This window comes from Mucilaginibacter gotjawali (genome assembly GCF_002355435.1).
Classification (GTDB): Bacteria; Bacteroidota; Bacteroidia; order Sphingobacteriales; family Sphingobacteriaceae; genus Mucilaginibacter; species Mucilaginibacter gotjawali.
In genome coordinates this window covers 286,478-300,013 of sequence record NZ_AP017313.1, presented here as the reverse complement: position 1 = coordinate 300,013, position 13,536 = coordinate 286,478, and the positions used below count along the sequence as shown (strand labels likewise).

Below are 13,536 nucleotides of genomic sequence, written 5' to 3'. Positions count from 1 at the left end.
ATTCAGATAATAAATTTAATAGTAATAATATCCAGGCAGGCACATTGTGAACAATGCAAGCCTAAACATTTATGGTTATTAACCTATCAGGAAATTCAGGAAAATGAAAGATTTGGAGGCGGGGAGAAAATATCTTTGAAAGGAACAGGATAAATAAACGGAGAATTGATAACGTTAAAGCCGGTGATATGATCCGAAGTCACGCAAGCGGAGTCGTAATTCTTCACGTCTGCTACATACTTCACCTCGTAAAGCTTAAACATTTTTGCAGGCATCGATTTCTCCCCCCGGTCGCCTTTTTCCGTATCGGCCAGTTTATGGATATAAGTATCTTCATCACTATCGCTTACCACATAATAATACCTGATGCCGTTATGCAACCGGGTTTTTACCACATCATACATTTTGCCTGCAACAAGCAGCTCGCTTCCGTTTACCTGTTGAATACCTTTTTTTTGTGATGAAAATACGATGAGTGATTTTGTTGATGCTGCCCGTTCCATTTCGGCATATTCCGCTTTTAATTTGCAGAGCTGAATTTTTGCCCAATAAAAAAAAGGCAAGCCCACCTGGTTAAATCCGAGTATTAAAACCAACGATATGGAAATTATTTTTTTGATTTGACGTAAATTAAGCAATGATGATCAATCCGGTAACAGGCAATAAATACCGTGTAAAATGAACGAGGGGAATCAAACTCTTTAAAAGTACCAATAAATGTTAAATGGTTGTTATTAAAATAAAAAAAACAGGCTGAATTAATTAAAGGCGCTGTATAAAAATTTGACCACCAATAAGCTATGTAAAAAAGGTATTTGTTTTCCGGAAAATATTATTCTATATTTAAAATCCTTTTTACCCCTATTATAAGGAATATCTGATGCCTGGAAAGATTAACTGAAAGTAAAGCCATTTAAGTTAAATTTCATCTAAATCAAAAACAATTATTAACCTAAGAGATATAAAAATTTCACGCTATGAAGACAATCTACTTTAAGACCTTCTGCAAAATCGTTGTTGCTTTTTTGATCGTTATGTGCTTTCAACAGGCAATGGGGACAACCGCAGCAGCGCGTTCGCTGAAAACGGCGGTTAGTCCGCGTGATACTTCGCAATTCCAGAAGCCCGGAAAGCTTAAAAGGACGAAAAAAATAAAGAAGGAAGAGGATGATTTGGAGGATGGGGTAGATAACGACATCCGCGCGCGCGGACGCCAGGAATTTTTACAGCAACGCGACCCCAAATTAAACCGGGTACCGCTTGAGCGACTGCTTATAGCCCGCCAAAAAAGAGATCAGTTTTTGAATAACATTAAAGTTAGAAGAAACAATGCCGTACCACAGGGCAACGTGGTAAAACCGTCAGGGAACGCCCCCGCCGCACTGCCATCCGCTCCGTTTACTGTTAGTAATATGCAATGGTTTGAACGCGGCCCCAATAATGTTGGCGGCCGCACCAGGGCCTTGATGTTTGATATGGGCGATGCGGCGAACGGCTATAAAAAAGTGTTTGCCGGCGGCGTTGGCGGCGGCCTGTGGGTTACCAGTGATATTACCGCAACCCCGGTGCAATGGACTAAAATAAACGATTTTTTGACAACATCGCTATCAGTTGTATTGCACAAAACCCGGTTAATCCGTTGGAAATTTATGCAGGTACCGGCGAAGGTTTTTTAAATGGCGATGCCATACAGGGGCTGGGGGTTTGGAAATCAACTGATGGTGGCGCAACCTGGGCACATCTTGCCAGTACAGCAGGGTTTAAATATATTAACGCCATTTTGGTTGACAAAAACGGCCATGTTTACATTGCTGGTGAAACCGATATATTTGTAGGCTTTGGGGTTGATCAATCAACTGATGGCGGCAGTACCTGGACCAATGTAATCAATTCAGCCGAAGCCGGCGCCGACCTTCAAATGGCGGCCAACGGCGATGTATACGCAAGCACCGGGGTAATTTATTTAACCGGGCATATTTATATTTCTGATTTTACAGTCAACGGCACACATACCGGGAATGCCGGCACCTGGACCAATATTACACCGGCGAGCAACGGGACGATAACCCCGGGTACAACCGCCTGGAACCGGATAAAACTAGCCACGGCCCCCAGTGATGCCAATATTGTTTATGGCTTTTTTGAACCCGATTACAGCAGCACCGGTAATTTAAAACTATCCTCGGTACAGCAGTATAACAAATCGGCCAATACCTGGACCGTAAAAGCTGTTCCCACCGAGGCATTTAGCAACGGGCAGTCATGGTATTCCATTGCTGCGGCGATTGACCCTAACAACCCCAGTGTTTTATATGCTGGCAGCCTCGATGCCGAAAAATCAACCGATGGCGGGCTAACCTGGACACGCTACAGTGTTTGGAGCGCTGCCACCACCGCTTCAAATTACGTACACGCAGACCATCACGCCTATGTTTATGCGCCCGGATCATCAACCCGTTTAATGATGGGTACCGACGGTGGTGTATTTTATACCGTTAATGCCAACGTTACGCCATCTTTTGTGAATAAAAACAATGGCTATAACGTTACGCAGTATTATTCAGTTGCCCTGCACCCTACCAGCACCAATTACGCGTTGGCGGGCGCCCAGGATAATGGCTCGCAAATATTTACAAGTGCGGGCATCGGGCCAACGTCAGTGGCAACCGGCGGCGATGGCGCTGATGTTTTTATCGACCAGACCAATGGCAATATCCAGGTAACTTCCTATGTGTACGACAACTATTACGTTTCTACAGATAATGGCGTTAGCTTTCATGGCTTAAGCGGGTTTGGCAATGGTCAGTTTATCAACCCGACTGCTTATGATCCCTCAACAAAAAACCTCTACGCCGGCAGTGCTTCGGGTTACTACTACAGGGCGGCAAATATCTTGAGCCCCACTTATAACGAAGTAGCTGTTTCTGCTTTCGCCGGTGCCAACGTAACCACGGTGGCCGTAGCCCCCATTACCGCCAACCGTGTGTATTTTGGATTGGATAATGGCAGCGTTGTACGTGTAGACAACGCGCAAACAGGCACCTCATTAGCAGGGGTTGTATTGGCCCCAAGCCTGGGCAGTAATATCAACGTTTCATGCGTTGCGGTGGATCCTGCCAGTGAGGACCATATTATGGTAACCTATTCCAATTATGGCGTAACCCATGTTATCCAAACCACGAATGCAAGTGCCGCTACCCCTACGTGGACCAATGTGAGCGGAAACCTGCCTGACATGCCTGTTCGCTGGGCGTTGTTTTATCCCGGAGACCCAACCAAGGCGATCATTGCTACCGAATTAGGCGTGTGGACCACCGACCTCATCAACGGATCGTCAACGGTATGGGATCCAACAAATACCGGACTGGCAAATGTGGAGGTGGATATGTTAGCCTATCGGGCTTCTGACAGGACACTGGCAGCCGCAACCCATGGCCGCGGGTTATTTACCGCCACAGTTCCTTCGCCTTTTTCAAACAATGCGAACCTTGCTAACATGCAATTAAGTACAGGAACGCTTAACCCGGTATTTGCATCCGGCACCACAAGTTATACAGCCTCAGTACCTAATTCGGTAGCTTCAATAACACTGACACCAACCACCAGCGACGCTACCGCAACCATAAAAGTAAACGGCACTGCTGTAACTTCGGGCACGGCCTCCGGCGCCCTTCCTTTAGTTGTAGGCCCTAACACCATTACAACCGTTGTTACGGCACAGGACGGCGTAACTACCCAAACCTATACGGTAAACGTAACGCGGTCATTGCCGGCCAACGCCAATCTTTCAAAATTAACCATAAGTGCAGGGACATTAACGCCGGCATTTGCAACAGCAACTACAAGTTATACCGCATCTGTAGCCAATACGATTACCTCGATAACCGTAACACCGAAGGCCACTGATGCCCTGGCAACAATAAAGGTGAACGGTACCGCGGTAAGTTCGGGTACTGCCTCGGGCGCTATTCCCTTATCTGTGGGTACCAATGTTATAAACACCGTGGTAAAGGCCCAGAACGGAACCACCAAAACCTATACCATTACCGTAACACGATCGCTGCCCGCCAATGCCGATCTTACAAAATTAACCCTAAGCGCGGGGACACTAACGCCTGTATTCGCAACGGCAACTACAAGCTATACTGCATCTGTCGCCAATTCAGTAACCTCGCTAACAGTTACGCCGAAAGCCAGCGATGCCCTGGCAACCATAACCGTTAACGGTACAGCGGTAAGTTCGGGTACAGCCTCAGGGGGTATACCTTTAAGTGTAGGCCCTAATACGGTTACTACAATTGTTACGGCACAGGATGGCGTAACCACCAAAACCTATACGGTTACCGTAACCAGGATGCTGCCCGCCAATGCTAATCTTTCCAATTTAACCATAAGCGGCGGGACATTAACGCCTGCATTTGCAACAGCAACTACAAGTTATACCGCTTCAGTGGCCAATGCAGTAACCTCGATGACGGTGACCCCGAAAGCAAGTGATGCCCTGGCCACCATAACCGTGAACGGTACAGCGGTAAGTAACAATACGGCCTCGGGCGCTATTCCTTTAACTGTGGGTACGAACGTTATCACCACCGTGGTAACAGCCCAGAATGGAACCACCACAAAATCCTATACAGTAACTGTAACCAGGTTTTCAAACAACGCTAACCTTGCCAACCTGCAATTAAGCACGGGCACGCTTAACCCGGTATTTGCATCCGGCACCACCGGTTATACAGCATCGGTACCCAATTCGCAAGCATCAGTAACCTTAACGCCAACTACCAGTGACGCCACGGCAACAATAACGGTAAACGGAACAGCCGTAACTTCAGGAGCCGCCTCAGGGGCTATCGCTTTAAGTGTAGGCCCCAACACCATTACAACGGTTGTAACCGCGCAGGATGGGGTAACCACCAAAACCTATACGGTAACCCTAACACGGTCGCTGCCGGCCAATCCAAATCTTTCCAATTTAACCCTAAGCGCAGGGCCATTAACACCTGCATTTGCAACAGCAACTACCAGTTATACTGCATCAGTCGCCAATTCGGTATCTTCGACGACTGTAACGCCGAAAGCAAGTGACGCGCTGGCGACCATAACGGTAAACGGAACAGCTGTTGCTTCTGGTTCAGCCAGTGGCGCTATTGCTTTAAATTTAGGTAACACCATTATTACTACAGTGGTAAAGGCCCAAAATGGCACTACCGCTAAAACTTACACCATTACGGTAACACGTGCGGCTGCAATCGCTAATTTGTCAGCAGAGGTAAGTGTGAGTAATCCAACCGATCATCCGCAAATGATGGGACAAGAGATCACTGTGCACCTGGGCCTTTCGCCCAATGGGGATGGTATTAATGATTTTTTGCTGATAGACGGGATCACCAGTTACCCGGATAATAAACTACAGATCATGAACCGCAGCGGAGCTTTGGTATTTGAAGCCAAAGGGTATGATAATAGTAACCGGGTATTTGACGGGCACTCTAACAAGACCGGCGCAATGCAGTTGCCCGGAACTTATTTTTATTCGCTGGATTATACCGCAAACGGGACAACTAAACATAAAACCGGGTATATCGTACTGAAGTATTAATTTCGACTTATTTTTAAAAAAGACCGCCCTGGCTATCCCAGGGCGGTCTTTTTGTTTAATAGCGCACAAGGGCAGGGCCGGATGCACCCGTGTTACATCATTTTCGCCAGCAGTTGCAGGACAATCTGTTAATTTTCAAACCGTTGATGTCAGCCAAAACACTACAACAATTTCATAAAAGGGTCTATAAACCTAAGCCGCTCTGAGCCGTACAATTGATTGTTTTTATAATACCCCTGAATTATAAAAACGATCATCGTATCACCGGAAGTTAATAAAGGATTAAACCATTATCAAACACAAATGAAAAAAACGATCATGTTATCCTTTGTTTATCAGGCGATACAAAAAATAATTGGCCAACCCCGGAGCGCTCAAAATTCAAGCTCTTCAGATAATTTAACTGCTGTTTCCTTTGCAGAGCGCTTCCGGGTATTGGTTTTTCAGACTTAAAAAGGGTTACACTTAAAACAGCCTATGGTGCAAAAACTTCATCACAAACAGCATATCTGAATTTTAGTGGGCATTACCACCAGGGTACCTGCGGAACGCCAAATATTGATGGATACAAATTACCGACACTTATTATGAATTTAAACTTACACATATGATTGCTACAATTAATGCCCGATTAAAGAGCATAACACTTAAAGGTTTTTTTGTTATTTTTTTAATGGCAGCTGTCTTTGCTGGCCAGGCCAGGGCGGGTATACCGGCCCCCGCGCCAACGGTGCAGGCCGATAGCGTCAAAATCAGCAACCTGACCGCTGCCACAGCAACGATACGGTGGACTAACGGAAATGGTGTGTTCAGGGAAGTATTTGTTGCGCAGGCATCCAGTGGAAATCCGGCCCCTTCGGCTACCCGTTATTCAGCAAACAGCAACTTTCACTCTGGCACTCAAATAGGAACATCCGGTTTTTATTGTGTTTATGCCGGCATCGGTTCTTCAGTCAATATTTCAAATTTAACGGGCAATACAATCTACCGGGTTATGGTATTTGAAGCAAATGGAACCTCAGGTACCCCGGTTTTTAATGTTACTACCGCAGCAAATAACCCCATTAATTTTACAACAACTGCTGATGCCAGGCTGTCCGGCCTGGTGGTAAGTTCGGGTACCCTCAGCCCTTCTTTTTCAATAAATACAACAAGCTATACCGATTCCGTTAGCTATGCTTCAGGTGGTATAACCATCACCCCTACAGCTAATGATCCTCTTGCTACCGTTACTGTAAATGGAACAACGGTGAACACAGGTTCGGCTTCAGGTACGATCGCCTTAAATATAGGGGATAACACCATCACTGTCGTATCAACCTCCGCTGATAATTCGAGCACTTTAACTACATCGGTCATTGTTAAACGCGCAGATTCGCCGCCGGCATTCAGTTATACGAGCCCCGCGATCTATACGCAGCATAAAGCCGGGGCAAACCTGGCACCGGCGATTAGTGCAGGTACAGTTGGCGCACCGGGAGCAAACTACCAGTATACCATTGGGTCGGGCTTTATTAACCCTCATGGTATCGCCGCTGATGCAACCGGAAATGTGTATGTAACTGATGCAGGAAACAATGCGATAAAAAAAATACCAGCAGGAGGCGGCGCGATTATAACACTGAATTCAACTTTCAATTACCCTTGTGGCGTTGCTGTTGACGCAACAGGCAATATTTACGTGGCCGGATATAACGACAATTCAGTTTGGGAAATGGCAGCTGACGGGACCAACAAGCGCGCGCTGGGTTCAGGATTTAATCATCCGCAAGGAGTAGCCGTTGACGCTGCAGGCAATGTTTATGTTGCCGACAGTCAGAACAACGCCATTAAAGAGATCACCACAGGCGGCACCATTTTAACCCTTGGAAGCGGATTTAACAATCCCGTGGGTATAGCGCTCGACGCTTCGGCCAATATTTATGTCTGCGACGCGCTCAACAACGCGGTGAAAAAAATACCAGCAGGAGGCGGCACACCGGTCACTATCGCAACCATAACAGGGCCATCTTATATAGCAGCGGGCAATAACGGCAAAATATATATTACGGGTTTCAATGGCTATGTCTATATCGTGCCGGCTGCCGGCGGATCACAGGTTGCCATTGGCCAAAATTTCAGCAATACCTGCGGCGCAGCTGTAGATGCCCTTAATAATATTTTTATTGCTGATTGGAACACCAATCTGGTTACTAAAATATCAGCCTTTAGTGGTTATTATATCAGCCCTGCTTTACCGGCAGGCTTGAACTTCGACAGCACCACCGGTAGTGTTAGTGGTATACCAGCGGCTATCAGCCCGGCCACCAATTATACCGTTAAAGGCTATAATTATTACGGCAGCGGTACAGCAAACATTAACCTTTCGGTTGTTTATGATGTTAGCCTATCCAATCTTACACTCAGCGACGGCACTTTAAGCCCGGCATTAGCAGGAGGAACTACCACCTATACAGCAAGCGTAGGAAACGCCACCGGCAATATCACTGTGACACCGACGGCCACCGATGCAAACGCAACAATTACCGTAAATGATACTTCGGTAACTTCCGGTACATCATCCCGTTCAATTTTGCTTCATACAGGCACAAATTCGTTAAGCGTTGTGGTGACTGCGCCGGATGGGATTACAAAGAGTACTTATATTGTAACTATAATTCGCGCTGCATCAAGCATTGCAACTTTAAGGAGCCTGGTATCAGGTGGTGGCGTACTTGACCAGGATTTTTCCCCTGCGACTACTTCCTATACCCAAACGGTGCCCTACAGTACCGGCTCCATAACGCTAACACCAACCAGCACTGACCCTAATGCGATCATAACTGTCAACAGGAACGCTGTACTATCAGGATCAGCATCAGGCACCATCAACCTGAGTGTCGGCAGCAACACCATCACAACTACAGTAATGGCGCCAGATGGGGTAACTACTAAAAACTACACGCTCATGATAACGCGTGCCGCCAGCCTTGCGTCAATTTCGGTTGATAACACCAACCGCAATAATGGTTTTGGAGACATGGATTTTGAGGTAGCTTTTGAAGGAAATATAGCAGGATTGAAAACAAGTAATTTCTCGGTAATAACCACCGGAAGTTTAAGCGCATCGCCGCAAGGCGTGTATGGCCCCTATGGTCCGTATTCAGATGGGCAGGGTGGCGAACTATATTATTATTACGTTGCAGTAACCTATAGCGGAGCCAGCGGAACTGTGGCATTAACGATGGCTAATACAACTGGCATTAACCCTTCCGCTATTTCAGGCGTTCCCGGTACATCATCTGATGTAGTAACTATTTCACCTTACCCTGCGCCAACGCTCACTATCGGCACACCGTCAGGAAGCAATACGGCTGTTGGGCCCCTTAGCTTCCCGGTTACTTATTCAGGAGAAAACATGAGTGTGACTTTAGCGCCCGGAAATATAAACGTTTCAACCAGCGGAACAGCGGCTTATGGGTCAGTAGCGGTGACAGGCAGCGGCACTTCGTTTAACGTTACACTGAGTGGCATCTCGGGCAATGGACAATTGTCGATCAGTATCCAACCGGGAACCGGCAACGATGATAATGGTAACTCAGATTCAGGTGGATCGTCGTCAACGGTTAACATTATTAACGATGCATCGCTTGCAAACCTGGTGTACAGTAACGGCTCGCTAAGCCCTGTATTTACAAGCGGGACCACCGCTTATTCAGATACAGTGGCCAGCACGATCTCAAGCATTATTGTAACAGCAACTGCTGCCGATCCATCAGCTGTTTTAAAGGTTAACGGTGCCACCGTCGAATCAGGCGCCACATCAGATCCGATACCCCTCAACCCGGGCAGTAATGTGATTACAACTACTGTTACAGCTCAAGACGGAGTTACCACTAAAACTTATACGACAAATATAATACAAGCAGCTTCAACTGATGCGACGCTTATCAGCCTTTCGCCCGGCACAGGTTCATTTGACCAGGCTTTTTCACCAACGACCATCAACTACACGGAAACCGTACCTTACGCCGTTAGTACGATCAGCCTAACCCCGGTAACATCTGACGTTAATACCAGCGTATTAACTATCAATGGTGCCGCCGTAGGTTCGGGCACAACTTCAGGGAATATTGAATTAAATGTGGGCGTAAATACCATCACCACGATAGTAGTCGCGCAGGACGGCTCAACCATAAATTTTTATACCCTGACCATAACCAGGGCAGCATCACCCGATGCTTCCCTGAGCAGCCTCGTAACCGGTACCGGCGCGTTCGACCAGGCCTTTGATCCAAATACAAACGCTTACACACAAAATGTTTCCAACGACATTACCGGAATTACACTTACACCAACAACAGATGACACAAACGCAACAATAACAGTTAACAATGTGGCTGTAGCGTCGGGCGCTGCGTCAGGCAACATCAGTCTTAATATAGGTACCAATGTTATTACGACAACCGTAACTGCACAGGATGGCGTAACTACCAAAAGCTATACGTTGACGGTAAACCGGGCAAAAACTCCGGCTACCATAACGTTCGGGTCGCTTGCCGCCAAAACTTATGGCGATGGAGACTTTACTGCAGGCGCAACAAGCAACAACGGCGATTCAGCATTAATTTACAGCAGCGGTAATACCGCGGTAGCTGAAGTCTTAAACGATGGTACTATCCAAATTAAAGGTGCAGGTACAACAAATATTACCGTCTCACAGGAAGGCGACGAAAAACATTTGGCGGCGTCTGATGTAACACAATTGCTTACCGTAAGCCCGGCTGCGCTGACCATAACAGCAAATAATCAAACGATGAATTATGGCGGACCTGTGCCGGTATTGACCGCCACCATTACGGGCTTTGTAAATGGTGATACACAAGAGAATTTAAGCAGGCAGCCGGCAATTACCACAACCGCCTCATCGTCGTCAGCTGCGGGCATTTACACAATAACTGCCTCCGGGGCCCTGGATGCCAATTATATCATAGGGTACGTTAACGGTTCATTAACTATCCTGCCGTCAGCAGATGCAAGTCTTTTAAGCCTTGCCATAAGTTCAGGATCGTTTACCGCAAATGGCGCAGGCGGCTACACTGCATCCGTAGGTAACGCAATTACTGCAGTTACTATAACACCCGTAAGCAGAAATTCCAATGCGGTTATTAAAGTTGGCGGGGTTGTAGTAGCTTCGGGCGCTGCATCAGCTGCACAGCCATTAAATGTTGGTGATAACTTTATAACAGTAATCATAACTGCCCAGGACGGCACAACAACCAATAGTTATGCTGTAACCGTAAAACGCGCAGCATCTGCAAATGATAATTTAAGTGCGATCCGGTTAAGCCCCGGCACTGTTTTAACGACAGTAGCAGGTGCTGACTATAAGGATTATACAGCATCGGTTAATAACAACACTTCCAGCATCCAGGTAATTCCTACTACTTCTGTCGCAACTTCCACTATAACAGTGAATGGAGCGGCTGTTTCATCGGGTGTATTATCCGCACCGATAGCTTTAAATGTTGGCGTTAATACCATTACCACGGTGGTAACCGCTGAAAATGGGATATCTACCCATACCTATGTAATCCTGGTCACCCGTGCAGCTTCAAATAACGCCAATTTAAGTTCTGTGAAATTAAGTCCTGCAACCGCATTAACAGTTGATGCCGGGCCTGACTATAAGGATTATACAGCCTCAGTAAGTAACGCAATAACCAGTATCTCTGTGATCCCGACCACAACAGTAAATACAGCTACTGTGAGTGTAAACGGATCGATAGTTGCAACCGGCACGGCTTCAGCACCAATCCCACTAGCTGTGGGTATCAATACCATCACTACATTGGTAACTGCCCAGGACGGTATTTCTACCCGTAGCTACGTAATCAGGGTAACGCGAGCACCAAATGTAAATCTCACTGCGTTGAGCTTAAACACAGGGCACTTGTCGCCAGTATTTACGCAGGCAATAACCGGTTATACGTCCTCCGTTGGTAATGCAACCGCATCCATAACTTTAACAGCGGTCGCCGCAGACCCTGCTGACACAATCAGGATAAACGGGGTGATCGTACCACAGGGATCTGCTTCGCCAGACTTGCCTTTAAGTATAGGCCCCAATATTATCACAACGACAGTAAAAGCACCGGACGGTACTGTAAAATACTACACGATTACGCTAACCCGCCTGCCAAGCCCCAATCTCGCCATCCTGAAATTAAGCAGCGGCAGTTTATCTCCTGCATTTGCGGGAGGGACAACAAGCTATACAGCGGTAGTTGGTTACGCTGTATCATTTATAACGGTAAAGCCCACAACGGCCGATCCATTGGCAACTGTAACTATAAATGGAACGACAGTAGCCACAGGCACAGCGTCAGGTAATATCGTGTTATCTCCAGGGGATAATGTGATTACGGCAACGGTAACCGCCCGCGATGGTGTAATAACAAAAACGTACACCGTTGTTGTTACCCGGGCTATAAATGCCTTAAATACTGTTTACCAGCCTATTAGTGTAAGTAATCCGACAGCCCATCCGCAAATGATGGGGGAGGAAATTTTGGTACACCAGGGCCTGTCGCCCAATGGGGACGGTATCAATGACTTTTTGCTGATAGATGGGATCACCGGCTATCCGGATAATAAACTGCAGATCATGAACCGCAGCGGAGCTTTGGTTTTTGAAGCTAAAGGGTACGATAACAGCAATAAAGTATTTGACGGGCACAGCAACAAAACGGGGGCAATGCAGCTGCCCGGCACTTATTTTTATTCGCTGGATTATGTGGCAAACGGTACCACCATACATAAAACGGGCTTTATAGTACTGAAATATTAAGCCAACGAGAGAAATAAACAAAAAGAGCCGGGAACCAGGAGAAGATAAACACTTCAATCCTGGTTCCCGGCTCTTTTATTCTGATGCTATCGGACTATACGGAGAACGAGGTACCGCATCCGCAGGTGCTGGCCGCATTGGGGTTATTAAAAGTAAAACCGCGGGCATTCAGGCCGTCCTGGAAGTCGATCTGCATCCCGGCGAGGTATAATCCATGGGCCTTGTGCATATAAACTTTGATGCCGTCGATCATAAATTCCTGGTCGCCGTCTTTTTTATGGTCAAAACCTAAAATATAGTTCATCCCTGAACAGCCACCACCCTCAACACCAACGCGCAGGCCGAAATCTTCGCCGATTTCCTGCTGGTCCTTTAATTTAAACAATTCCTTTACGGCGCCTTCTGTAAATGTTACCGGTGCAGGCGCGGTTTCAACAGCAATACTCATCTTATTTTTATTTAAGTACACAAATATAAGGTAAATTGCAGATTTTTGTTGCACCCGGACTATTTATGACCGCTATTTAACATTCATCTGTATGAACCTTTTACCATTTTTATTAGATATTTTAAAATATACCTTCGCCGGCGTTGGGGTTGTATGGATTGCCTTTTACCTGGTGAAGCCTTATCTTGAAAGAGATGAGAAAATACAATTACTGGAGTTCAGGAAATCAATGAGCAGCCAGACGCTGCCTTTGCGCCTGCAGGCTTATGAGCGCCTGGTTTTATTTATTGAACGCATCAATCCTGCCAATATGCTGATCAGGTTGAATGCCACGGCTTACAGCGCCCATGAATTACACAGTTTAATAATGGAGGATATCCGCAGCGAGTACCAGCACAATATCACCCAGCAAATTTATGTAAGCAGCCGCGCCTGGGGAGTAGTGAAAAACCTGAAGGATGATACCCTGGCCATGGTAGGCAATGCCGTAAAATCATTGCCCGAAACCGCAACCGGACTGGAGCTGAGTAAAGCAATACTGGGATTTTTGAGCCAGGTAGAAAATAACCCATACGACATCGGCACCAGCATGATGCGTAAAGACCTGGAGGAGCTATTTTAATTTGAAAATGAGTTGATTTGAAAATTAAAAACTTT

6 protein-coding genes are annotated in these 13,536 nt (G+C 46.5%); 4 read left to right on the top strand and 2 right to left on the bottom strand.

From position 1 onward, the window contains the following. Nucleotides 1–95: 95 nt before the first annotated feature. Nucleotides 96–596 (bottom strand): hypothetical protein, encoded by a 501-nt coding sequence (locus MgSA37_RS01445; RefSeq protein ID WP_157750376.1) that lies wholly within the window; start codon nt 594–596, stop codon nt 96–98. A 381-nt stretch (nt 597–977) separates the two neighbouring features. Between MgSA37_RS01445 and MgSA37_RS01440 the strand changes: the two genes are divergently transcribed. From MgSA37_RS01440 to MgSA37_RS01430, 3 genes are all read left to right on the top strand, one after another. Beyond that, nucleotides 978–1,676: a hypothetical protein gene (locus MgSA37_RS01440; protein WP_157750375.1), complete on the top strand. Its 699-nt coding sequence runs from the start codon at nt 978–980 to the stop codon at nt 1,674–1,676. Then, nucleotides 1,640–5,602: a cadherin-like beta sandwich domain-containing protein gene (locus MgSA37_RS01435; protein WP_096349500.1), complete on the top strand. Its 3,963-nt coding sequence runs from the start codon at nt 1,640–1,642 to the stop codon at nt 5,600–5,602. Before MgSA37_RS01440 ends, MgSA37_RS01435 begins: the two co-directional genes overlap by 37 nt. A 673-nt stretch (nt 5,603–6,275) precedes the next feature. After that, nucleotides 6,276–12,431 carry a cadherin-like beta sandwich domain-containing protein gene (locus MgSA37_RS01430; RefSeq protein ID WP_172885279.1) on the top strand — a complete coding sequence of 2,052 codons (6,156 nt, stop codon included), beginning with the start codon at nt 6,276–6,278 and terminating at the stop codon, nt 12,429–12,431. A 94-nt stretch (nt 12,432–12,525) separates the two neighbouring features. Here MgSA37_RS01430 and MgSA37_RS01425 read toward each other — a convergent pair whose 3' ends face one another. Further along, nucleotides 12,526–12,879: a HesB/IscA family protein gene (locus MgSA37_RS01425; protein WP_096349498.1), complete on the bottom strand. Its 354-nt coding sequence runs from the start codon at nt 12,877–12,879 to the stop codon at nt 12,526–12,528. A 91-nt stretch (nt 12,880–12,970) separates the two neighbouring features. On the opposite strand from MgSA37_RS01425, the gene MgSA37_RS01420 reads away from it, so the two are divergent. Then, complete coding sequence (locus tag MgSA37_RS01420) at nt 12,971–13,501, top strand: DUF7935 family protein (protein ID WP_096349497.1); 531 nt, start codon at nt 12,971–12,973, stop codon at nt 13,499–13,501. Nucleotides 13,502–13,536: the final 35 nt, after the last annotated feature.